Below are 23,673 nucleotides of genomic sequence, written 5' to 3'. Positions count from 1 at the left end.
AAGAAAAACCCACGGACATCATGAGACGGTACGACGTCGCGCGAGCGGGCTCCGGCCTGCTCCTCGCTCTCTCTCTGCTCGTCGGCTGCGCGCGCGTCCCCGATGTGGACGCCTCGGGGCTCGCGCTCCGCCGCGTGGTCATCTACAGGAACGGCGTCGCGTACTTCGAGCGCCGGGGGGTCATCGACGCCGATCAGGTGACCTTCCGCGTGCGCAAGGAGAAGGTCGGCGACTTCCTCGCGACGCTCGCGGTCATCGAGGCCGGCGGCAGCAGCGTCCGGAGCGCGTCGTTCCCGGTCGAGGTCGACGACGGCTCGGACGAGGACGACGCACCGGCGGCGCCCGGGCCCGAGGTGACGGTCGCGCCGCCGCCCAGGGACAAGGGCGCGACGGCAGAGAAGAAGAAGCGAGACAAGCTCGCGGACGTGAAACTGACGCTCGACGGGCGCGAGCACGACCTCGTGGTCGGCTACGTGGCCGAGACGCCGGTGTGGCGCCCCTCCTACCGGCTCGTGATGGGCGCGGTCGGGGCTCCGGGCGCCGCGAGCGTGGACCCGCGCGCCACGTCGAAGCAGGCGCACCTCCAGGCGTGGGGCATCGTGCAGAACCTCTCGGGCGAGGACTGGAATGGCGTGAAGCTGTCGCTCGTGGCGGGCGCGCCGCTCGCCTTCCAGGCGACGCTCGACCAGGCGGCGATCCCGCCGCGCCCCATCGTCAGCGACCAGGGCGAGGTGATCGCGTCCGTGCCGACGAGCGAGACCACGCTGGCCACCGAGGCTGCGCAGCCCGCGCCGCCTCCGCCGCCGCCCGCGGCGATGCCGGTTGCGCCGCCGGCGCCTGCGGCAGAGGTGGCCGACGAGTACGCGCGCGAGGCCGAGGAGAGCGGCAACCTGGCGTTCATGAAGCAGGCCGAGGCTGCCAGGGTCAAGATGCCCACAAGGCCGGCGGCGAAGCGGGCTTACGGCGGCGCGCCTGGCGCCGCGGGGCCGCAGCGGGGCGGGGCGGTGTTCGCCGACGATCCGGCGGCCATGGACAGCAAGGCCATGATGAACCCGTCGCCGCCGCGCAACATGAGCGCCCTCGCCGCGGTCGCGATGGAGGCGGGCACGACGCGGTACGACATCCCGTTCCCGGTCGACATCCCCGATCGGAGCGCGACGATGGTCCTGCTCCTCGCGAAGCAGGTGCCCGGCGAGTCGATCTTCCTGTTCGCGCCCGACGGCGGCGTGCCCGCGTCGAGCTCCCACCCGTTCCGGGTGGCGCGCTTCACGAACGACACGAAGGGGCTCCTGGAGCGCGGCCCCATCGCGGTCTTCGAGAACGGCTCGTTCCTCGGCCAGGGCATGGTCGAGCCGCTGCCGCCGGGGGCCACGACGACGGTGCCGTTCGCGCTGGAGCGGGGTCTCGCCGTCGACACGGCGCGCGAGGAGAGCGCGGAGGGCGCGCGCATCGCGAAGATCGAGGGCGGCGCGCTCGAGATCGAGCGCGACTGGGTGACGCACACCAAGTACGCCGTCCGCAACGGCGGCGATCTCGCGGCGAGGACGCTCGTGAAGCACCCCCGCCTGCACGGGACGCGCCTGCACGCGCCCCCGAAGGGCACCGAGGACAACGTCGGCACGGGCAGCGCGCTCGTGCCGATCGACGTGCCGCGGCGGGGGACGGCGGTGCTCGACGTGGACGAGCGGCGGCTCTTCCGGCAGCAGATCGACTGGCTCAGCCAGCTCGCCGACGACGCGGTGCAGGCCTACCTGAAGGACCCGCGCGCCGACGCGACCGCGGCGAAGCAGCTCGGCCAGGCCTGGGACGTCCGGGGCAAGCTGCGCCCCGCCATCGACGAGCGCGACAAGCTGATCGCGGAGCAGGAGCGCCTCCAGCAGCAAAGCCACGAGCTCCGGCAGAACCTCCGTGCGATCGAGAAGAACAGGACCGCCGACGAGCTCCGCCGCGATCTCACCGACCGGCTCGCGAAGGCGTCGGCGCGCCTCGACGAGATCACGAAGCGCGTCATCGTGCTCGAGATGCAGATCAACGAGCAGCAGATCCGCTTCCGCGATCTCACGAACGAGATCAAGCTCCTCGCCCCGCTCGCCCCGGTGCGCGCGGCGCCCTGAGCGCCGCGCTCTCGTTCCCCGGTTCCCGGCGGGGAGGCTCCGCGCCCCCGCTTCCGGTGAGGATGGCCCCGCATCCCCACCGGATCGGCCGCGCGCTCGCCCCGCTACCGCGCTGGTTTGCTCGCGATGGGCGGCTGCCGCACGGTGCCTGCGTGGGTCCAGCTCCGCTCCATGCCCGTCGCGAGCCAGGCCACCTCGACGCGCTCGCCGTCGAAGACGGCCGCGACGCGATCACCCCACTGGGCGGGGGCGGGGAGCTCCAAGCTCTTCTGCCCCTTGATGCTGCCGAGCGCCTCCGCGCCGACGAGGAACGTGGCGATCCCCTCGCTCGCGAACGCCGACACCGCGGTGCTCGGCACGAAGGGCGCGACCACCGCGCGCACCGCCGACAGGTCGGTCGCGCGCTCAGCGACCGCCCGCACCTCGTCGAGCGTCGACAGGACGAGCGCCACCCCGCTGGCCGCCGTGCTCTCGGCCGGCGCCCTGTCGCCGTCGGCGACAGGCGTGGCCGGCTCGGCCAGGCCAGGGGCTTTGCGCCCGCGCACCCCGACCGCCGCGCGCCCGTTCCCCTTCGGCACGCCCGCGAGCACGTCGAGCGTCAGCGGCCCCTTCCAGGGCACCGCCGCGGGCGCCGCCGGCGGCTTCTTCGTGCTCACCTGCTCGCCCTTCTTGTCGCGGAGGATCAGCACGTCGTCGGTCGGCAGCGCCCGTGGCACGGTCACCCGCACCGGCCGCTTGAACGACCGCGGATCGCCGACCGAGCCCGTGGCCACGGCGTAGGCCAGCGTCTCGGCCGAGGCCACGACGAACGACGGCGCCCCGGCGATGCGCGGCTCCGGATCGGCGGTGCGCAGCGACAGGCCGCCGGGCGGCGGCGGGTAGATCTCCGAGGTCACGACGCGCCTGTCCGGCTCGATGATCCGCGCGCCCGTCGCCACGAGATCGACAAGCGCCCCCGACTGCGCGAGCACCTCGAGCACCTGCCGCGACGGCGGCGCGACGAGCAGATCGAGCCGCGACGGGACGCGCTTCGACTTGAGCAGCAGCGCCGCCGCGAGCATGTCGCGCAACGTCACGCCGGAGTCGCCCCCGAGGACGACCTGCGCCACCGGCTTGCCGGCGAGATCGCGGACCGGCCGGACCACGCCCTCCTCGTCCATCAGCAGGGGGTCGACCGTGCCGAGGTCGATCGAGACGACCTCCTCGCAGGGCGCGCCCGGATCGGGCACGAGCGCCCGGTGGGCCTTCGACCTGCGCTGATCGCGGAGGAAGACCTCCGTCTTCTCGTCGCTCACGAACAGCGCCGCCGCCGCGCCCACCTGCGGCGCGATGCCGCAGAGCACCGCGCGGTCGCCCACCGAGAGCAGCCGCGCGCTCGGCCCGGCGAACTCGAGGATCACCGGCGCGTGGTGCTCGCCCTCGATGCGCCGCACGACCTCGTCGAGGTTCCTGCGGAGCAGCTCGAGGGCGACGTCCCTCGCGCACACGAACGGACGCACCCGGCCCGAGAGGTGGATCTGGACGCTCCGCGGCGGCCGGAGCCAGGCCGAGCCCGTGGCGAGCGCCTGCCCGAGCTGGCTCGGCGAGACGACGAGCGACAGCATGCCGATGCCGCCGACCGTCGCGAGGCGCGGGTCGTCGGTGAGGGCGAGCCGCGCCGGCGCGGCGAAGCGCTCGAGGTGCACGGGGGCGGGGAAGCCGATGCCGGGCCGCGCGATCGGGATGTTGTAGGTCGGGAACTCGGGCGACACCGAGTGCGGGCTCCCCTCGTCGGTGTCCGCGAGCGAGCTCGCGTCGGCCACGCAGGTGCCGTCGTAGGCGACGGCGACTTCGACCGGCGTCTTCTTCATGCCCGTGGCGATGGCCTCGGCCAGCGCGCGCGATGGCGCCCGGGAGAGGATTACCTGATCGACCTTGACCTGAACGAGATCACCCCGCAGCTGAGGATCCGTCGCCCGCCCGGCGAGGATCTTCTGGGGCATCGTGCGGGGGGGATCCCCGGCTCGCGCACGCATAGATGTTGGGCCGTCCTTGTTTTTCTTGATGAGCTGGCGGGTGCGGCGTACGCCGCTCCGACCACGTTTCACGTCGCCCCGCCGGTGAGATGCTCCGGCGGGATCCGCCCACGGCCTTGCCGCGAGGCGAAAGAACGGCCGCACGTTAGCCGCTCGCCGGGACAAGGGTCAAGGCGTGCTTTGGAGCGGGCCCCCTGGGGCGGGAATCGCCCGGTTGGGACCAGGATGCAAGAGGCAAAGCGCGCTCGCCGTTCATCGTTATATCAGCCCGCTTCGCCGCGCTGACGGGCGGACGGCGCGAGCTTTCGCGGTGTCGGGCGCGGTCGCGCGGCTGCGTCTCCGCGGGCTGTCCGTCTTCCTCCCTCCTCCCTCCTCCCTCCTCCCTCCGGCGCGGGACGGCGGGTCCCGTTCGTTTGTTTTCCCGATCGTGCCGCGCTTGGGTAGTCTCGGCGCATGTTCCAGGCCGTGCTGAAGGAAGTCGTAGAGAACACCGAGGGCGGCATCGCGACCCTTCTCATGGATTTCGAGGGGATCGCGGTCGACAGCTACTCCAAGCCCGGGGCCGCGTTCGACATCACCACCATCGGCGCCGAGTTCAGCGTCGTGTTGAAGTCGATCCAGCGCGCCGCCGAGATGCTCGACGCGGGCAACGCCGCCGAGATCGCGATCCAGGCGGAGAAGGTCACCACGCTGATCCGCGTCGTGAACAACTCGTACTTCGTGGCCTTCTCGATGACGCCCGACGCGAACATCGGCAAGGCCCGGTACCTCTTGCGCACCAAGGTGCCGGTGCTGCTGAAGGAGCTCGTCTGAGCAGCTTCAGGATCTCGGTCATCTCGGGGCCGAACCTCGATCGGCTGGGCAAGCGCGAGCCAGCGATCTACGGCACGGCCACGCTGGATGACATCCACAGCGCCGTCGAGGAGGCCGCACGGGCCCACGGCGCCACGGTGTCGTGCATGCAATCGAACTGCGAGGGGGAGCTCGTGACCGCGATCAGCCATGCCGGCGATCGCGGCTTCCACGGCATCCTCCTCAACGCCGGCGCCTACACGCACACCTCCATCGCGCTCTACGACGCGATCCGCGCGTGCGCGCTCCCGACCGTCGAGGTGCACATCTCCAACCCGGACGCTCGCGAGCCGTTCCGCCGCCGCTCCCGCATCGCGCCTGCGTGCATGGCGCGCGTCGCGGGCTTCGGTCCGAGCTCGTACGTGCTCGGGCTGCTCGGGCTGCTCGGGCACCTGGAGAAGCTGCGGTCGGACGAAAGAGGTTGAACATGCGCCGTCACTCTGGTTGAAAGGCGGCAAACATCGATGGCCGAACGTCCTTCCATGAACATCAACCTCAAGCAGTTGCGGGCGCTGGTGCGCCTCCTAGAGAAGCGCAACGTGAGCGACTTCGAGTTCGAGGACGAACACGTTCGCATCCGGCTGACGCGCGGGGGCCTCGTGCCGCAGGGCGGGGCGTCGCAGCTCACGCCCGTCGCGTACCATCTCCAGAGCGCGCCGGCCGCGGCACCCGCCGCGCCGCCGGCGGCCGCGCCTGCTGCGGCGCTGCCACCGGCGTCGCCCGCCGCGGCGAGCGACGAGGGGATCTCGTACGTCACCTCGCCGTTCGTCGGCACGTTCTACCGCTCGCCGTCTCCTGACGCGCCGCCCTTCGTCGATGTCGGAAGCGCGATCCGCGTGGGTCAGGCGCTGTGCATCATCGAGGCGATGAAGCTGATGAACGAGATCGAGGCGGATTCCCCCGGCACGATCGTCGAGATTCTCGTCGACAACGGCAAGCCGGTCGAGTTCGGGCAGCGTCTCTTCAAGGTGCGGGGCAGCTAGCGCTGCCGGGGCGAGGGTGCCGTGTTCCAGAAGATCCTGATCGCCAATCGCGGCGAGATCGCGATGCGTGTCATCCGCGCTTGCCGCCTGCTCGGCATCCGCTCGGTCGCGATCCACTCCGAGGCGGACGCCGCGGCGCTGCACGTCCGGTTCGCGGACGAGGCCGTGTGCGTCGGCCCGGCCGACGCGTCGAAGAGCTACCTCAACATCCCGCAGATCATCGCCGCCGCCGAGGTCACGGGCGCCGACGCGATCCACCCGGGCTACGGGTTCCTCTCGGAGAACCCGAAGTTCGCCGAGCTCTGCAAGAAGTGCCGGCTCACCTTCATCGGGCCGACCGCCGAGGCGATGCGGACCTGGGGCGACAAGGTGTCCGCGCGCGCGGTCGCCAAGCGCTTCGGCATCCCGATGCTCAGCGGCACCGGCGTGCTCACGAGCGCGGCGGACGCGAGCGAGCAGGCCGAGCGCGTCGGCTATCCGGTGATCCTGAAGGCCTCCGGGGGCGGCGGCGGCAGGGGCATGCGCATCGTCCGCCACGACGGCGAGGTGCAGCGCTCGTTCGAGATCGCGACGCAGGAGGCCATGAACGGCTTCAAGAACCCGGACGTCTACCTCGAGCGCTACGTCGAGGCGCCGCGCCACATCGAGTTCCAGGTGCTCGCGGATCAGCACGGGGGCGTGTGGACGCTCGGCGAGCGCGAGTGCTCGCTCCAGCGCCGGCACCAGAAGGTGATGGAGGAGTCGCCCAGCCCGGCGATGGACAACGAGAAGCGCTCCAGGATGGGCGACATCATCCGGGCCGCGGTCCTCGAGACCGGTTACACGGGCCTCGGCACGCTCGAGTTCCTGATGGATGACCGCGGCGATCTCTACTTCATGGAGATGAACACCCGCGTGCAGGTCGAGCACCCGGTCACCGAGATGGTGACCGGCGTCGATCTTGTCGCGCAGCAGATCCTCGCCGCCGCCGGCGAGCGCCTCACGCTGCCCGACACGCGGCCCTGGAGCTTCCGTGGCCACGCCATCGAGTGCCGGGTCAACGCCGAGGATCCGCGCTCGTTCGTGCCGTGGCCCGGGCTCATCACCGAGTACCACTCCCCCGGCGGCGTCGGGATCCGCGTCGACTCCGGCGTGTACGGCGGCTTCCGCGTCCCGAGCTCCTACGACTCGCTGGTCGCCAAGGTGATCGCGCACGGCGCGAACCGGGCCGAGGCGATCGCCAGGCTCCGGTGCGCGCTCGACGAGTTCATCATCGGCGGCATCCGCACGAACATCCCGCTGCACCAGGCGCTGCTGCGAGATCCCGACGTCATCGCGGGCAACATCTCGACCCACACGATCGAGCGCGTCGTCTCGCAGGGCTTCTAGACCGCGATGCGCCCGCGTTCGCCTCGCCGGCGCGGCGAGCGCGGCGAACGCGGCGAACGCGCAACCGATGCGCGCTCGCGTCGGCGAGCGCAGCGCGGGCGCGATGAATGTTGCCCGAGAGACAGGTCGGCGGTACCGCCCGGTGCTACTTTACGTCGCTCTCGGGATCGGGCGGGCGCGCCCTCGCCGGTCGAGCAAACCCCTTGAAATAGAAAGCATTTGCCGCGGGTATGGAAGCGAACGCTGGAGTGCAGGGTGACTTCTCTGCGTGGGTGCAGGCCACCTCCGATGCTTCCGAGCTCGAGCTCGGAATCCCTGGTTTCGGTTACGCCGACCTCTTCGACCCTGCGAAGCTCGCCGAGCTGACGGAGCGCTTCGAGGAGTATTTCCATGCGTCGGACGAGGGCGCCTTCGCGCGCTTCGACGCGTACCGGGCCGCACTGCGCGCGGAGCCGGCGGGGGCCTCCGGCGCCGGGGGCGGCGACGCGGTCCGGACCGCGCTCACCCCGGAGCAGGTCTCCGAGGCGCTGCTCGCGGCGGCGCCGTACGTCGGCCGCTTCGTGGCCACGCTCTTCCGCGTCGAGCGGGAGACCCAGGCGCAGATCGACGCGACCCTCGAGCGCGGCGCGCTCTGGGACTTCAAGCGCGAGTTCTCGAAGAAGCGGCTGTTCAAGCCGAACCCGGGGAAGGCGTGGCAGGGCACGCACGTCGAGGCGGCGCACGCGGCGCGGCGGTCGCTCGTGGCCATGGGCGCGCCGGCGAGCGCGCTCGACAGCGGCTCCGCCGCCGAGGAGCTCGCGATCGCGCGCGCGGTGCTCGCGCTGATCGAGGTCGACGAGATCGCGCGCAAGGCCGCCAAGGCCGGCGGCGCGAAGTGGACGGACGAGCTCCGCGGGCGGGCGTCGAAGGCGCGCGCGGCGCTGCGGGAGGACCCGGCGCTCGCGGAGCGCGTGGCGCAGGCGGTCTCGGTCGCGGGCGCGGAGCCGACGGAGGCCGAGGACGCGGCGGTCGTCTCGTTCGCGCTCGACGCCGTCGAGGCGTGGCTCGCGGCGCGCCGCGCGGACGAGCACGATCCGGCGCGGCGCTGGCCGACGCTCAAGGCGCCGCGCACGCTCGACTACCAGGCGCTCGTCCAGCTGCACAAGAAGGGCGCGGGCGACGGCCCGGGCTCGGCCGAGCTCCTCGTCGGGCCGGAGCACGAGCGGAGGGATCGCGACGGCTTCGCGCTGACCGACCGGCGGGCGGGGCCCCGCGAGGTCGAGAGCCAGGTCGACTACTGCCTCCTCTGCCACGATCGCGACAAGGACTCGTGCTCGAAGGGCCTGCGCGACAACAAGACCGGCGCGATCAAGTCGAACCCGCTCGGCGTCGAGCTCCACGGCTGCCCGCTCGAAGAGAAGATCAGCGAGATGCACACGATGCGCGGGCGGGGCGAGTCGATCGCCGCGCTCGCGCTCGTCTGCATCGACAACCCGATGTGCCCCGGCACCGGGCACCGCATCTGCAACGACTGCATGAAGGCGTGCGTGTTCCAGAAGCAGGATCCGGTGGACATCCCGCAGATCGAGACCGCGGCGCTCACGGACGTGCTGTCGCTCCCGTGGGGCCTCGAGATCTACGGGCTGCTCACGCGGTGGAACCCGCTCGACGCGCTGCGGCCGCACGCGCTCCCGTACAACGGCAAGAACGTGCTCGTCGTGGGCCTCGGCCCGGCCGGCTACACCCTGTCGCACCACCTCACCCGGCAGGGCTTCGCGTGCGTGTCGATCGACGGGCTGAAGATCGAGCCGCTGCCGGTCGAGCTCACGGGCGACGAGACGCGCCCGCCGCGGCCGGTCAGGGATTTCAAGCGGCTCTACACCGAGCTCGACGAGCGCGTCCTCCTCGGCTTCGGCGGGGTGAGCGAGTACGGGATCACGGTGCGGTGGGACAAGAACTTCCTCACCGTCCTCTACGTCACGCTCGCCCGGCAGCGCCTGCTCCGGATCCACGGCGGCGTGCGGTTCGGCGGCACGATCGATCTCGACGACGCCTTCCGGCTCGGGTTCCACCACGTCGCGATCGCGGCGGGCGCGGGGCGGCCGACGATCATCCCGCTCAAGAACAACCTCGCGCGCGGCATCCGCAAGGCCTCGGACTTCCTGATGGCGCTGCAGCTGGCCGGCGCCTACAAGCGCTCGGCGCTCGCGAACCTGCAGGTGCGGCTGCCCGCGGTGGTGATCGGCGGCGGCCTCACGGCGATCGACACCGCGACGGAGCTCGCGGCCTACTACATCGTGCAGGCCGAGAAGACCGCCGACCGGCTCGACGCGCTCGTCGCGGAGCGCGGCGAGGCCTCGGTCCTCGCGATGTTCGACGAGGAGGAGCGGGATTTCCTGGTCGAGCAGCGGCGCCACGCCGAGGAGATCCGCGACGAGCGCGCCCGCGCCGCGCGCGAGGGGCGGCCGCCGCGGTTCCAGGGGCTGATCGACGCGTGGGGCGGCGTCTCGCTGGTCTACCGGAAGCGGCTCATCGACTCGCCGGCCTACCGGCTGAACCACGAGGAGGTCGCCAAGTCGCTCGAGGAGGGCATCCGTTACGTCGAGAACCTCGCCCCGATCGAGGCGGTGCTCGACGAGCGCGGGTGCGTGTCCTCGCTCGTGTTCGATCGCCAGGAGGTCGTGGACGGCAAGTGGCGGAGCGCGGGGCAGACGGTCTCGATCCCTGCCCGCACCGTGTGCGTGGCGGCCGGGACGAGCCCCAACGTCACCTACGAGAAGGAGCGCCCGGGCTCGTTCGTGTTCGACAAGTGGCGGCAGTTCTTCCAGCCGCACCGCGCGTACGTCGACGAGGGCGGCGCGCTCAAGGTCGAGCCGGCCAAGCCGAGGGAGGGCTTCTTCACGAGCTACAACGACGGCGAGCACGCGGTGAGCTTCTACGGCGACAACCACCCGCACTACGCGGGGAGCGTCGTGAAGGCGATGGCGAGCGCCAAGGACGCGTACCCGTCCGTCGTCGCGCTGTTCCGGCGCGACATCGCCCGGCTCGGCGAGGAGCCGCAGGCGGCGCGCGACGCGCGTCGGCGCGACCTGTTCGCCCGCCTCGATCACGATCTCGTCGCGGTGGTCGAGCGCGTCGAGCGGCTGACGCCGACGATCGTCGAGGTGGTCGTGCGCGCGCCCGCGGCGGCGCGCAAGTTCGAGCCCGGGCAGTTCTATCGGCTGCAGAACTACGAGGTGAGCTCGCCGGTGATCCGCGGCACACGGCTCGCGATGGAGGGGCTCGCGCTCACGGGCGCGTGGGTCGACAAGGAGAAGGGGCTGCTCTCGCTCATCGCGCTCGAGATGGGCGCCTCGTCCCGGCTGCTCGCCGCGCTGCGCCCGGGCGAGGAGGTCGTCGTGATGGGGCCGACCGGGACGCCGACGGACATCCCCGAGGGAGAGACGGTGCTGCTCGCCGGCGGCGGGCTCGGCAACGCCGTGCTGTTCTCGATCGCGAAGGCGCTGAAGGCGCGCGGCGACCGCGTGATCTACTTCGCCGGCTACCGGCGGGGCGAGGATCTCTTCAAGCAGGACGACATCGAGGTGGCGACCGATCAGGTCGTCTGGTGCACGGACAGCGGCGCGGAGATCGCCCCGCGGCGCGCGACGGACCGCCATTTCCGCGGCAACATCGTCCAGGCGATGCGGGCCTACGCCGAGCGCCAGCTCGGCGGCGAGCTGGCGAGCCTCTCGGAGGTCCGGCGCATCATCGCGATCGGCTCGGACAAGATGATGAACGCCGTGCGCGAGGCGCGGCACGGCGTGCTGGCGCCGCACCTGGATCCGAAGCACGTCGGCATCGCGAGCATCAACTCGCCGATGCAGTGCATGATGAAGGAGGTCTGCGCGCAGTGCCTCCAGCGCCACGTGGATCCGGAGACGGGCAAGGAGACGGTGGTCTTCTCGTGCTTCAACCAGGACCAGCTCATCGACCACGTCGACTTCAAGAACCTCGCCGCGAGGCTCCGGGCCAACACGGTGCAGGAGAAGCTGTCGAACGCCTGGCTCGATCACCTCCTGGCCGAGCGCCCCTCGCTCCGGCACGTGTGACGTGGCCCGGGCGCCCCGGCGATCCCGGGGCGCCCCCTGAGCTGCGGCTCGTGATCAGTCGCCTGTGGGCAGCTTGATCTTCGGCTCCTTGGGGTGGCGCCGGTAGAGCAGGATCGTCCGGCCGAGGGTCTGCGCCACCTCGGCGCGGAGCCGCTCGGAGAGGGAGCCGGCGACCTCGCCCTGATCGTCCGGGCACTCGGTGCCCAGGCGTACCTTCACGAGCTCGTGCCGCTCCAGGGCGGCGTCGACGGCCGCGACGACCCCGTCGGTCAGCCCGGCCTTGCCGAGCTGCACGATCGGGTCGAGGTGATGCGCCAGCGCCCGGAGATGGCGGCGCTGTTTTCCTGTGAGATCCAAAGCGTTCGGCCTTTCTTGAGTCGCTCGCGCGAGGCGGACCCTTCACCGGACCGACCTCTCCTCGCGGGCGCGCGCCGGGTCCATACCGGCCTCCGGGCCAAGGGAAAAGGGCGCGCCGCGCGGACTCCGCGCACAGCCTGTCCGGATCGGAGCGCAGAGCCTGAGGGACAAGGTGGGTGTTCTGGAGTTAATGTATGCAAAGGCGCATGAATGCGCACAGACCGATGGTGAATTCCGGCGTTGCGCAAGCGGGCGGGATCTCCAGGCGGCCCCGGGCCGCTCTGGGTTTTGCTTGACGTGGCCGCGCAACAGGCATCCCCTGGATGTATCGGCCGGCGTGTCGACGGGGTCTCGAGCGCTCGGATCGACAGCGACATGGGCTCATCGAGCGAGCGAGATGCGTCATCGGGGCAGGACGTCGAGCTCCCTCGGCTGGACGAGGTAGCCGGCCCGCTCGAGCTCACGGTCCACGACGAAGTGAGCCCTTGCCCGTACCTCCCCGACGCCGAGGCACGGATGCCGCTCCGCGTGCCCATCCGTCCGCTCACGCGCGCGGAGTTCGACCGGAGGCTGGTCGCGGGCAACCGCCGCCACGGCAAGCTGCTCTACCGCACCCAGTGCCCCTCGTGCCGCGCGTGCGAGCCGATCCGGATCGTCGTGCGCGACTTCGTCCCCGGCCGCACCCAGCGCCGGGTGCTCCGCCGCGGCGAGGAGGTGGTCGACGTCGAGATCGGCCCGCCCGTGACCACGCGGGAGAGGGTCGCGCTGTACAACCTGCACAAGCACGGCAGGGGGCTCATGCGCGACGACGTCCCGCTCGGCGCCGCGGGTTACGAGGCGTTCCTCGTGGACAGCTGCTGCGAGACGTTCGAGATGCGCTACCGCCTCGGCGGCCGCCTCGTCGGGGTCGCCATCGTCGATCGCGGGCTGGAGTCGCTGTCGGCGGTCTACTCGTTCTACGATCCCGAGCTCGAGCCGCTGAGCCCCGGTGTCTTCTCGATCCTGAAGCAGCTCGAGCTGTGCCGCACCTGGGGCCTGCGGTACCTGTACCTCGGCCTCTACGTCGAGAGGTGCTCGCAGCTGATCTACAAGTCCCAGTACCTGCCGCACGAGCGGCTCATCGACGGCCGCTGGCGGCGCTTCGACCGGCCGGCGCCCGCGGCGCCCTGACGTCCCTGACGTGAGCGCGCGGCCGGGCACGTGAGCGCGCGGTTGGGCCGGGCGGCGCCTCGACCAGCTCGCGCCCGCGGCGCCCTGACGGGAGCGCGCGGCTGGACTTCGGGGGCGCCCCGTTTCAAGAACGCGCCCATGTGCAATCGCGCGCTCGCGTTCGCCTCCTCCGCTGTGCTCTCCGCCCTGCTCGCCCTCGCGTGCGGCGAGACAAGGCCGATCGTCGACCGCGGCGACGCCGCGGGCGGCGCCGGGGGCGCAAGCTCGTCGGCGAGCGGCGAGGGCGGGGCCGGCGGGGGGCCATCCGGTGACGGAGGTCAGGCCGGCGGCGGGGCGGGCGCCGGTGGTGACGGAGGTCAGGCCGGCGGCGGGGCGGGCGGCGGCGAGGCCGGCGGCGGCGGGGCAGCGTAGGTAGAGGCCGGGGCCGCGCTGCCTACGGGCCCGGTTGTGTCCACGCACCGCCGGGCCTAGACCGCTCGCGTGCATCCGATCGCAGAGAAGGTCCTCGCCCGCGACACGCGCGCGACGGCGCGGGCCTGCCGGCTCGCCGACGATCGCGCCGGCGACTATGCCGCGATCCTGAAGGATCTCTTCCCCCACACCGGCCGCGCCTGGGTCCTCGGCGTGACCGGCAACCCGGGGGCAGGCAAGAGCACGCTCACCGACCGGCTGATCAGCGTGTTCCGGAAGCAGGATCGCCGGGTCGCCGTGGTGGCGATCGATCCCACGAGCCCGTTCACCGGCGGCGCCATCCTCGGCGATCGCATCCGCATGCAGACGCATTTCGGCGATCCCGACGTGTTCATCCGGTCGCTGGCGACCCGGGGCGCGCTCGGCGGGCTATCGCGCTCGGCGGTGGACATCGCGCGGGTGCTCGACGCGTGGGGCGCCGACGTCGTGCTGGTCGAGACCGTCGGGGTAGGGCAGGACGAGCTCGAGATCACGCGCATGGCGCACACCACCCTGGTCGTGGTCGCGCCGGGGATGGGCGACGAGGTGCAGGCGATCAAGGCGGGCATCCTGGAGTGCGCCGACGTCTTCGCCGTGAACAAGGCCGATCGGGACGGCGCCGACGCCGCGGTGCGCGATCTGGAGCTCATGATCGCGCTCGGCGGCGAGGTGGCGAGCGCGTCCGGGCGGGCGCGCGGGCACAGCGCCGCGGCGCACCACGCCCGCGCCGTCGCGGCGGCTCCGGGCGGCTCGCCGACCGAGGGGCCGTGGGAGCCCGCGATCGCGCGGACCGTGGCCACGCGGAACGAGGGCGTGGCGGCGCTCGTGGACAAGCTGGAGGGGCACCGGGCGTGGCTGTTCGGGACCGAGGCGGGCGCCGCGCGCCTGGACGAGCGCCTGCGTGAGGCGATGCACGTGCAGCTCCGCGACGCGCTCACCGACGCCGCGGTCGCCGTGCTCGGGCCGGCGCTCGACGCGGCGGTGCATGCCGTCGCGCGGCGCGAGGTCGACCCCTACACGGCGTCGGAGCGGCTCGTCGAGGCGTTCCGCAGCACCGGAGCTTTCTCGCCCGGCGGCGCCGTCGCGGTGGGCGACGGGCCCTGAGCCGGCGGCACGCACAGGGCCACCGGTGCCGGCGATGGCGCTCCTGCGGCCGCCGCATCAGGCCGTCCGACCGCGCCTGGTTTCATGCGTCAGAAATCCCGCCAGGGGTTGCTGACGCGCGGAGCTAGTCCACGCACTCTTTCAGCGCGTCGTTCTCGTTCTTGCAGGACGTATCCCACTTATAGTCGCGACAAATCCCGGTATCGTCCTCGCACGCGACGAGCTCGTCGTAGCGGTCGACACAGTCGTGGCGGTCTGCGTCTTCGTACCGGATATCGTAGCGATCGAGGCAATCGCCGTACTCGCGGTCGTTGCATCCCTCGCAGTCGCACTTGTAGTCGCAGAGATCGCCTTCCACGCGGCCGCACGCGGTGGTGAAAAGGCAGGCGAGGGCGAGGGTCAGGTGCGAGGCCTTCATGGGCCCAGCTTACCCCGCGTCTCCAGCGTCAGGGCAATAAACAGCTGACAACAGACGCGTCGAGCCGCGATGAGCGATGAGCGATGATCCGCGCTGCTGCGCTCCCATCTTCCGTCTGTACGCTCGACACCCGGCTTGCGCGGCATGGATGGCGCTCACGCCTGCGCGCCGACGCGGCGTGGTGAGCGCGGCGCCTTGCGCCCCACATTCTCGGCGTGGAACGCGCTCGGACACGCGTCGTTGATCCCGCAGCCTCCGCACGCCGGCTTCCTCGCGAAGCAGATCCGGCGGCCGTGGAAGATCAGTGTGTGGGACAGCATATCCCAGTCACGCTGCGGGAAGAGCGCCACGAGATCGCGCTCGATCTGCTCCGGCTTGTCGCTCTTCGTCCACCCGAGCCGCTGCGACAGGCGCTGCACGTGGGTATCGACCACGACGCCCTCCGGCGCCCCGAAGGCGACGCCGAGCACCACATTCGCGGTCTTCCGTCCGACGCCGGGCAGCTTCACGAGCTCCGCCAGCGTCCTCGGCACCTCGCCGCCGTGCCGCTCGACGAGGCCCTGCGCGAGCCCCACGACGTTCCTGGCCTTCTGGTTGAACATGCCCATCCCGAGCCGCCGGAGGAGCGCGGCCACCTCGGCGGGATCGGCGCCGGCGAGCGCGCGGGCGTCGGGATAGGCGCCGAACAGGTGGGGCGTCACCTTGTTGACCAGCACGTCCGTCGTCTGCGCGCTGAGCACCGTCGCGACGAGCAGCTCGAACGAGGACCTGTGATCCAGCTCGCAGTGGGCATCCGGGTGCAACGCGCGCAGCCGCGCAAACGTGGCCTGAGGCGGGGCGCCCGGCCGCGCGCGCGCCGGCGCGGGCCGATCCGCGGCGGCGACCGCGGCCGCCTTCCGGGTCTTCGGCGCGCGGATCGCCGCCGCGGGCGCGTCCCCGGGAGCGGCCTTGTGGGGCCGTTTCACGGGGGCAGCGCCGCTCTTCCCCTGATTCTGGGCTACGGGACGGACGGCGGCGGCCCCGGGCGGGCGGCGCGCGCCCCGTCCGACCGGGGCGGGGCTCCCCCCGAGGCCGCGCTCCGCTGTCTCAGCTGACGAAGGCGCGTTTCCGCGTCTCATGCTCATCGAGGAGCTTCTCGACGCTCGCGAGCGCGTTCTCCACCGACTCCTGCACCATCTGCAGCACCGTCGTCGCCGAGCCCTTCAGCGCCTCGTAGTAGCGCTGCCGCTCGGTCGAGTGGATGATCGACGGGGGCAGACCGGTGCGGAGCAGCAGCATGTTCATGAACAGCCTCGCGACCTTGCCGCTGTCGTTCGGGAACGGATAGACCCGCAGCAGATCGTAGTGCGCGCGCGCCGCGATACGGATGCCGTTCCGCGTCTTCCGTGTCTCGGGGTCGTTCAGCCAGTCGATGATCTGCCGCACCTTGTAGGCGATCTTGTCCGGCGGAGCGTACTCGTGGAAGTAGAGCCGGTGCTGGGGGATGTCCTTGCGGTATTTCACCGTCTTGAGATCCCCCTCCTCCGGGTGGAGGATCAGGTACAGCTTCCTCACGCAGTCGAGCGTGACCGGCGCCCGCTTGTTCGCGCCCTGCTCGCGCACGTAGACGATGGCCTCCTTGTGGCGGCGGATGTCATCGTATGTCGGCTGAAGGCTCGAGTCCGTCACGAGCGGCGCCGGGCCGTTGAGGGCCGCGCGCAGCTCATCGAACGTGTAGACCACGCCCTCGAGCGCGCTGTCGTGGTAAATCCACGACATATCCAGGCTGTCGATGTAGCGCCGCCGGAACTCCTCCGTTTGCGCGTTCAGCCGCTGCTCGATGATGGCGCTGCGCTCCTCGATGGTGGCTCGCCGAGGAGGGGGCAGCATCGGCAGGGGCAGCGTGACCACCCGCGGGGGCTCCCGGAGCGGGACGCGGCCCGGACGGCGCTCGATCAACACCTTCCCCTTGACCACGCCCGGCCGCCCGCTCTTCTTTTCGGCGGCCGGCTTGTCGCTCGCGCGCTGCGGCCTGTCGCTCGCGCGCTGCGGCCTGTCGCTCGCGCGCTGCGGGTTGTCGCTCGTCCGGCGCGGGCGCTCGGTCTCGACCGGCGCGACCTGCTCCACGTCGGCTTTGAGCTTCAGCCTCTCCTTGAGCTTCAGCCTCTCCTTGAGCTTTGGCTTGTCGTCGAGCCTCAGCTTCTTGCGGAGCTTCGTCGGCTCCGCCGCCGGTGCTGCCAGCACCCGCTCGGAGCGCGCCGCGATCTTCCTCCGGGCGAGCCTCGGCTTCGTGGCCTTGACCCGCGCGAGCCTCGGCTTCGTGGCCTTGACCCGTGCGAGCCTCGGCTTCTTCGTGGCCTTGACCCGCGCGAGCTTCGGCTTCGCGGCATTCGCGCGCCGTGTCCGGCCGGCGACGGCCCTGGTCTTCGCGGTTCTGGCCTTCGCGGCCCTGGTCTTCGCCGCCCTCGGCTTCGCGACCCTGGCCCGCGTCGCCTTGGCCTTCGGAGCCTTGGCCCTCGCCGTCTTCGCCCGCGTCGCCTTGGCCTTCGTCGCCCTCGCCTTGACCTTCGTCGCCCGCGCCTTCGCCCTGGCCTTGGTGGTCCTGAGCTTGGCGGCGGCGCGCGTCGGTTTCGTCGCCTTCGTCTTCTTCTTGGCGGCTGCCTTCCTCGCCTTGGACGCGCTGGCTCGCTTCGCAGCAACGCGCGTCGTTTTCTTTGCCTTCGCGGCCGCCGATTTCTTCCTGGCGCCCGTCCGGGTGGCCCGTGCCGGTGTGCGCGTTGCCTTGCGCCGCGCCGGGGCCGCCGACTTGCGGGCGGTCGCCCGTTTCGTCGTCACCTTCCGGCGCTTTGCCGCCTTCACGGCAGCGGTGCGTCGCGCAGCAGGACGAGAGGACGCGGCCTTCCGCTTCGGCTTGCGCGCGGCCGAACGGGCGGCGGGCTTCGCCTTCCGCGTTCGCGCCGTCGAGGCAGCTCGCCTCGAGCTCACCGCGCTCGCCTTGGTCGCTCTCTTCCGGTCTTTTTTCGAAGTTTTTCGGGTCTTCTTTGCCGCCATGGGCGTGCTTTCACACAATCGCTCAGGCTGCCCGCTGCCACGCTGCGGCGAGCTAACATACGATCCAAAGGGCCTAATGCCGGCCCGCAGCCTAGCAATTTGGGGATTTATCCGTCAACCAGTCCGGTGCAGAAGTGGACCGGAAGCGACATCGTCGATCTGGATCATCAGCGATCCACCCTGCCCGCGCGCCTGCCGGGCAGCGCCCGCGGCGGGCGCGGGCGCGCCGCCGTGCGGCCGAACGAGAGCGCGCCACGGCTCCGCGCCCGGACCTCAGCTGTCGACGTTGATGCCTAGCCGCTGCCGGACGGCGAAATACTCCTCGCTGACCGCGTAGAGCATGAGCTCCTTGAGCCGCTCTTTCTGGGGCACAGCGGCGCTCGCGTCATCGGCCGCCTTGATCATCTCCTGCGCCAGCTCCAGGTCGTTGGCCAGGAGGAACCCGGCGCGGTCGGCCGTGAGGTCGACGCCGGACACCCAGCGCTTCAGGTCGATGGCGCCGCCCTGGAGGAGCTTGGTCACGATGCTCGCCAGCTGATCGCGCGCCGGCCCCACGATGGTGGGCTCCAGGACCGACAGGTTGTCCTTCACCGGCCCCTCGAGCTCCTTCGTGATCGGGAACGTGGGCGAGATCATCTTGATCGCCGCGAACAGCCAGGCGCGCAGGCCGGTGCCCGTCGGCACCAGGTGGCGGAGGTACATGCCCGGCCGGTAGTAGGTGAGGTGGCGGGCGGCGATGAACGAGGCGGCCTGGGTCGGCAGATCCATCTGGAGCGCCGCGGCGCCGAGCACGATCGCCGGCACATGCGCGTGAAGGAACGAGACGCCGCCGCCGTCGTTCGGGTTCTGGAACGTGAGCGGCGGCGAAAGGCCGAGGGCGCCCGACGCGTAGTACAGCGTCTGCGACATCGGGTAGGGGTGGCGCGAGAGATCGATCTGGTAGGCGAGCTGGTAGCCGAGCTCCTCCAGCGGCTGCCCGTTCTTCCTCAGCACGGCCGGCTCGATGACGCCGAAGATGGCGGTCAGGAGCGGATCCGCGTCGGGGTGGACGAGCGCGGTCGCCCACGCGTCGTCGTCGAGCGGCTGCTGCGCGGCCGCGGCCGTGTCCGGGCGCAGCCGCCGGAAGAAGCGCTCCTCGTCCGGCTCGGCCGCGTTCAGGCAACAGAGCGCCTGGCAGAGGCAGAAGGCGGCGTCGGCCCGCTTCGTCTCGGTGTACAGCTTCCGCAGCAGCCGGTACGCGTCCGGCTTGTAGGGGGTGCGCCGCAGGATCGGGAGCTGCGCGGCCACCGCCTTGTCCAGGTACTCCGCCGGGTTGCTCGCGTAGAGGTTCGCCAGGAGCTCGTTCCGCTCCTCGCTGTCCGGATCGAGCGTCTGCGCCGCCTCGTAGGCGTCGATCGCCTCGCTCATCCAGCCGAGCTTGTCCTTGTAGAGGGCGCCCAGGCGGTCGAACATCTCGAGCATCTTCGCCGTGTCGTTCTCCTCGGTGGCCAGGTCGAGCTCGACCTTGAGCAGGCGCTCCACCTCCTCGTGGTCCCCCTTCTCGGCGCGGAGCTCGATCGCCTCGGCGAGCGCCCGCGTGAGGGACGGATCGAGCTCCAGCACCTCGTCGTAGAACCGGGCAGCCCGGTCGAGATCGCCGAGCTGCCGCGCGCTCACGATCGCCGCGGTGTGCAGGTACTTCGCCTTCTGCCGGCTGTCGTCGATCTTGGCGGCGAGCTTGAGGACGATGTCGATGAGCTTCGACCAGTCCTTCTCCTCGCTGTAGAGCTGCATCAGCTTGGTGAGGATCTTCCGGTCGTCGGGGCGCTCGTCGAGCGCGGCCACGTAGCTCTTCGCCGCGCGCGTCCGGTCGTGGAGGTGCGTCGCGAGCAGGTCGCCGATCTCGAGCAGGAGCGCGCTCCGCTCCTCGCCGGTCACCACGTCGAGCCGCCGGTGCTTGAGGCGCACGACCTCTTCCCAGTCCTCCTTCGCCTCGAAGACCCGGGAGAGCAGGGCGAGCGGGGCAGGGGACTCCGGGACGAGGTCGGCGGCCTCGTTCAGCGGGGCCACCGCGCCGTCCGGGTCGCCGGCGGCGAGCCTCGCCTCGCCGAGCCGGAGGAGCGCCTCGGCCCGCTCCCGCTCCGGCAGGCCAGCGCCGAAGCGCTCCACGAGGCGCTCGTAGAGCTCCGCCGCCTCCTTGGCCTTGCCCGCGTCGAGGTTGACCTTCGCGGCGCGCGAGAGCGCCGCCGGGTCGTCCGGCGCGAGCGCGAGCAGCGCCTGCACCGTGCCGATCGCCTTGCCGCTCGATCCGCTCTTGCTGAGCGCGTCGACGTAGCGGAGGAGCAGCTTGAGCCCCTGCTCCCTCGGCAGGGCGTCGACCCGGCCCGAGAGGAGCTCGTAGTGCCTCCCCGCCTCGAGGAACCGGCCGGCCTCGAACGCGAGATCGCCCGAGATCATCAGCCCCATCACGCTCGTCGGATCGAGGTCGACCGCCCTGGTGGCCGCCTCGGCGGCGCGCGCGTCGTCCTTCAGGCGCTCGCGCAGCAGGAGGGCCATCTCGCCGTGGAGGCGGGCCTTGGCGAGGTTGCCCTCGGCGACCTCGGCCTCGCGCGCGATGAGCTCGACGGCGCTCGTCGCGTCGCCCCGGGCCAGGTAGGCCGCGCGCAGCGCCGAGGACGCGCCCGCGTTCTGCGGCTGCGCGTCGAGGGCCATCTTGTACCGCTCGATCGCCCCGTCGCGATCGCCCTTCTCCTCGAGCATCCTCGCCGCGCGGATCCAGAGATCGCCCCGGCTCTCGGCGGTCTTGGCCGACGCCGCGAGCGACTCGATCGCGCTCAGCGCCGCCGCGGCGTCGCCTGTCGCGGCCCGCACGTGCGCCAGCGACTCCAGCGCCCCGGCGTGGTGCGGGTCGATCGCGAGCACCCGCTCGTAGGCCTTGCTGGCGCGCTCGGGCGAGCCGATCTGCTCGAGCAGCACGCGCCCCATCGCGAGCAGGAGCTCCTCCCGGCGCCTGTCGTCGGGCACGATGGCGAGGTGCCGCTCGTAGAGGGCGACCACGTCTTCCCACCGCTCGAGGGCGCGGTAGTGCCGCCCCAGCGCGGCGAGCGAGCCCTCGTGCGCGCCGTCGATCCCGAGGATCGCCTCGAGGGCCTCGGCCGCCCTCGCGTGGTCGAGGAACTCCTCGTCGTGGATGCCGGCGATCCGCTCGTGGAGGTTGATCTTCTGGCGCGGCGTCGCGCTGACGTCGATCTGCCGCTCCAGGTTCCGGAGCAGCTCCTTGAAGCGCCCGGTGCGGCTGTAGATGCGATCGAGCCCGCGCAGGGCGGTCAGGCTGGTCGGATCGAGCTCGAGCGCCGCCTCGTAGCGGCGCGTCGCCTCGTTCAGGTCGCCGAGCCGGTCCTCGTAGAGCTCGGCGAGCTTGCACACCGTGTCGACGCGCTCCTCGCCCCGCAGCGCCTCCGCGCGCCGCTCGAGGATCTTGGCGTAGCCGGCGTGGTCCTCGATGCGCCGGTAGATCCTGAGCAGCGCGTCGCACGCCTTCGTGTGGCCGGGGTCCTCGGTGAAGATCTGCTCGTAGAGGTCGCGCGCGCGGCCCGCGTCGCTCAGCTTCGACTCGAGGAGCTCGGCCGCCGCGGCGCGGAGATCGCGCGCCTCGCCGGGGGTCGCGGCGCGATCGGCCCGCGAGAGCAGCACCTGGACGAGCTCCTGCCACTGCTGGGCGCGGCGGTAGACCTGCGTCAGCCCCTCCAGCGCCTTCTCGTTCGCCGGGTCGAGCCCGAGCACGAACTGGAAGCACGGGATCCCGAGGTCCGCCCGCGCGAGCTTCTCCGCGTACCAGGGCCCGAGCCGGTTGAAGAGCGCGATCTTCGGCTCGGCGGCCATCGCCTCCTCGGTGCTCGCCTGGCTCAGGATCTGGAGCGCCTCGGACCAGATCTTCATGTCGTTGCCGGCCGCGCGCTCCAGGTCGACGGCGTACGCGTCCTGCTCGGGGTCCTGGACGAGCGCCTGGGCGAAGGCGAACACCCCCTGGTCCTTGTCGTCGAGCTCCCGCACGTAGAGGTGCCCGATCTCGTTCAGCGCCCTGGCGCGCTCGCCCGCGCTCTCGGCGCGCTCGCTCCGCTGGAGGAGCATCTCCACGAGCTCCTCGTGCTTGCCCAGCGCCTTGCGGAGCTCCTCGAGCGCGCTGAAGGCGATGTCGTCGCCCGGATCGAGCTCGAGGAGGCGCAGGTAGACGGCCTCCGCCTTGTCGTGGAGCCTCCCCTTCTCGTAGATCCGGGCCGCCCGGTAGTGCAGGAGCTTCTTCGCCGCCGCCTGGTCGCCGCCTTCGCCCGCGTCGACCTGCTCGGAGGCCATCACGAGCGCCTCGGCGACCCGCCCCGGGTCTGCCCCCCGATCGACGGTCGCCTCGACGGCGAGCGCGAGGTCGGTGTCGGTCGGGCTCGCGACCAGCCGGTCGACGAGATCGTTCAGCTGCCCGTCGTCGATCGCCGCCCCCTGCTGCTGCGGCGTGCCGAGCGACTCGATCGCGTCGAGCGTCGCGCGCGCGCTCCGCGGCCGGGCGTCCCGGGGCTTCGCGAGCAGGCGCCCCGCGAGCTCGTCGATGTCCTTGCCCACCCACCCGCGCGGCGCGACCGCGCTCGGCGCGGGCGGCGGCTCGGTGAGGTGCGCGACGGCGATGTCGACCGCGGCCGCGCCCGGGAACACGGGCTTGCCCGTGAGGAGCTCGAAGAGCAGCGCGCCGAAGGCGTAGAGGTCGCTCGCAGGGCCGACGCCCTCGCCGCGCAGCCGCTCGGGGCTGGCCGTCTTGACGAGCTCCGGGCTGGACCATCCGGCGCCGAGCCGGTCGCCGCCCGCGTCGATGAGGACGGGGAGCGGTTGCCCCTCGTCGCCGCGGGCGACGAGCACGTTCTCGAGCTTGAGCGCGCCGTGGACGAGGCGCTGCTCGTGGAGCGCGGCGAGCCCGTCCAGGATCCCGCGGAGCAGCGGCTTGGCCTCGTTGATGTGGAGCGGCCCCGAGCGCGCGAGGCGCGCCGAGAGCGGGAGCCCGTCGACGTGCGCGTACGCGACGAACGCCCGGCCGCCCACGAGCCCGGCATCGACGTCGCTCGCCAGGCTCTCGTGGTGCACCTGTGCGACAAGGCGGACGTGGGTCAGGAACCGGCGCACCGCCCGGCCGTCCCGGGTCACCTCGCGCCGGAGCACCTTGAGCGTCCGCGGCTTGGTCCCCCGCGTCGCCGCGTAGACCAGCCCTCGCGGTCCCTCGCCGATTTTTCTCGTGATGATGTAGTCGCCGAACGAGTCGCCGGGCGCGATCTCCTCGGGCAGGCTGATCCCCTGGGCGCCGAGGGCGCGGACGCGCGCGTCGACCTCGGCGCGTGAGGCGATGACGGCGTCGATCAACGCCTCGATGGCATCGACCTCGACGCAATGGTCCGTGAGCGCGCGCGCGAAGGAGGCCTTGGAGGCGTTGCCGCCGATCTCGGCCGGGCTGAAGCCGAGGAGGTCGGACGACAGGGCCATCAGTTCATCTAGCGAGAAGAGGCGCTCGAGCTCGCCTCGGACGATATCAATGGACATAGGTCTCCTCGGGCCGAGCCCTCGTGGCGGCATGCGCGCGCAGCGGACCTGCCGTACGGCCGGGCGTGCGTCATGCTAGCGAAGCTCGCGGCTCCACGCGACCTCCGACGATCGCCGGTTCGGGCGGCGTCCCGGCGGCGCGCGGCCATGGCGGTGCTCGATGAGGGCGCGGTCTCCGCGCCGCGC

General features: G+C 71.8%; 16 protein-coding genes. 10 read left to right on the top strand and 6 right to left on the bottom strand.

All coding sequences use genetic code 11. The features are described 5' to 3' along the window. The first annotated feature begins 20 nt into the window (after window positions 1–20). On the top strand, window positions 21–2,114 hold the full coding sequence (locus tag WMF36_RS20755; protein WP_437581354.1) for a hypothetical protein: 2,094 nt from the start codon (window positions 21–23) through the stop codon (window positions 2,112–2,114). Window positions 2,115–2,218: 104 nt separating this feature from the next. Here WMF36_RS20755 and WMF36_RS20750 read toward each other — a convergent pair whose 3' ends face one another. After that, window positions 2,219–4,096 (bottom strand): aconitase family protein, encoded by a 1,878-nt coding sequence (locus WMF36_RS20750; protein ID WP_437581353.1) that lies wholly within the window; start codon window positions 4,094–4,096, stop codon window positions 2,219–2,221. A gap of 486 nt (window positions 4,097–4,582) precedes the next feature. Between WMF36_RS20750 and WMF36_RS20745 the strand changes: the two genes are divergently transcribed. The 5 genes from WMF36_RS20745 to WMF36_RS20725 all read left to right on the top strand — a co-directional run bounded on the left by WMF36_RS20745 (window position 4,583) and on the right by WMF36_RS20725 (window position 11,402). Continuing rightward, window positions 4,583–4,942 carry a roadblock/LC7 domain-containing protein gene (locus WMF36_RS20745; RefSeq protein WP_437581352.1) on the top strand — a complete coding sequence of 120 codons (360 nt, stop codon included), beginning with the start codon at window positions 4,583–4,585 and terminating at the stop codon, window positions 4,940–4,942. Next, entirely contained in the window at window positions 4,939–5,406 is a 468-nt protein-coding gene (locus tag WMF36_RS20740; protein ID WP_437494878.1) for a type II 3-dehydroquinate dehydratase, read from the top strand. The genes WMF36_RS20745 and WMF36_RS20740 overlap by 4 nt, the downstream gene beginning before the upstream one ends. A gap of 39 nt (window positions 5,407–5,445) precedes the next feature. Continuing rightward, on the top strand, window positions 5,446–5,964 hold the full coding sequence (accB, locus tag WMF36_RS20735) for an acetyl-CoA carboxylase biotin carboxyl carrier protein (RefSeq protein ID WP_437581351.1): 519 nt from the start codon (window positions 5,446–5,448) through the stop codon (window positions 5,962–5,964). Window positions 5,965–5,985: 21 nt separating this feature from the next. Beyond that, a complete protein-coding gene (accC, locus tag WMF36_RS20730; RefSeq protein WP_437493394.1) occupies window positions 5,986–7,332 on the top strand; it encodes an acetyl-CoA carboxylase biotin carboxylase subunit in 1,347 nt (448 codons plus the stop codon). A 230-nt stretch (window positions 7,333–7,562) separates the two neighbouring features. Beyond that, window positions 7,563–11,402 (top strand): FAD-dependent oxidoreductase, encoded by a 3,840-nt coding sequence (locus WMF36_RS20725; protein ID WP_437581350.1) that lies wholly within the window; start codon window positions 7,563–7,565, stop codon window positions 11,400–11,402. Window positions 11,403–11,456: 54 nt separating this feature from the next. Here the strand turns inward: WMF36_RS20725 and yhbY are convergent, their stop codons facing one another. Next, window positions 11,457–11,759: a ribosome assembly RNA-binding protein YhbY gene (yhbY, locus tag WMF36_RS20720; protein WP_437493389.1), complete on the bottom strand. Its 303-nt coding sequence runs from the start codon at window positions 11,757–11,759 to the stop codon at window positions 11,457–11,459. Window positions 11,760–12,134: 375 nt separating this feature from the next. On the opposite strand from yhbY, the gene WMF36_RS20715 reads away from it, so the two are divergent. The 3 genes from WMF36_RS20715 (at window position 12,135) to meaB (ending at window position 14,483) form a co-directional block, all read left to right on the top strand. After that, entirely contained in the window at window positions 12,135–12,929 is a 795-nt protein-coding gene (locus WMF36_RS20715) for an arginyltransferase (protein WP_437581349.1), read from the top strand. A 138-nt stretch (window positions 12,930–13,067) separates the two neighbouring features. Further along, complete coding sequence (locus tag WMF36_RS20710) at window positions 13,068–13,340, top strand: hypothetical protein (protein ID WP_437581348.1); 273 nt, start codon at window positions 13,068–13,070, stop codon at window positions 13,338–13,340. Window positions 13,341–13,409: 69 nt separating this feature from the next. Continuing rightward, complete coding sequence (gene meaB / locus WMF36_RS20705; protein WP_437581347.1) at window positions 13,410–14,483, top strand: methylmalonyl Co-A mutase-associated GTPase MeaB; 1,074 nt, start codon at window positions 13,410–13,412, stop codon at window positions 14,481–14,483. A 124-nt stretch (window positions 14,484–14,607) separates the two neighbouring features. Here the strand turns inward: meaB and WMF36_RS20700 are convergent, their stop codons facing one another. From WMF36_RS20700 to WMF36_RS20690, 3 genes are all read right to left on the bottom strand, one after another. Continuing rightward, entirely contained in the window at window positions 14,608–14,901 is a 294-nt protein-coding gene (locus WMF36_RS20700) for a hypothetical protein (RefSeq protein ID WP_437581346.1), read from the bottom strand. 155 nt (window positions 14,902–15,056) lie between these two features. Next, on the bottom strand, window positions 15,057–15,866 hold the full coding sequence (gene nth / locus WMF36_RS20695; RefSeq protein ID WP_437581345.1) for an endonuclease III: 810 nt from the start codon (window positions 15,864–15,866) through the stop codon (window positions 15,057–15,059). Between the two features lie 121 nt (window positions 15,867–15,987). Next, window positions 15,988–17,124, bottom strand: coding sequence for a Fic family protein (locus WMF36_RS20690; protein ID WP_437581344.1), 1,137 nt, complete (start codon window positions 17,122–17,124; stop codon window positions 15,988–15,990). Between WMF36_RS20690 and WMF36_RS20685 the strand changes: the two genes are divergently transcribed. Beyond that, window positions 17,084–18,268 (top strand): hypothetical protein, encoded by a 1,185-nt coding sequence (locus WMF36_RS20685; RefSeq protein ID WP_437581343.1) that lies wholly within the window; start codon window positions 17,084–17,086, stop codon window positions 18,266–18,268. The two genes, WMF36_RS20690 and WMF36_RS20685, sit on opposite strands and share 41 nt — an antisense overlap. On the opposite strand, the gene WMF36_RS20680 is transcribed toward WMF36_RS20685, so the two are convergent. Beyond that, a complete protein-coding gene (locus WMF36_RS20680; protein WP_437581342.1) occupies window positions 18,205–23,487 on the bottom strand; it encodes a protein kinase domain-containing protein in 5,283 nt (1,760 codons plus the stop codon). The two genes, WMF36_RS20685 and WMF36_RS20680, sit on opposite strands and share 64 nt — an antisense overlap. Window positions 23,488–23,673 lie beyond the last annotated feature (186 nt).

It is taken from the genome of Sorangium sp. So ce887 (assembly GCF_051521455.1).
Lineage (GTDB): Bacteria > Myxococcota_A > Polyangia > Polyangiales > Polyangiaceae > Sorangium.
This window is presented reverse-complemented; position numbering and strand designations above follow the sequence as displayed.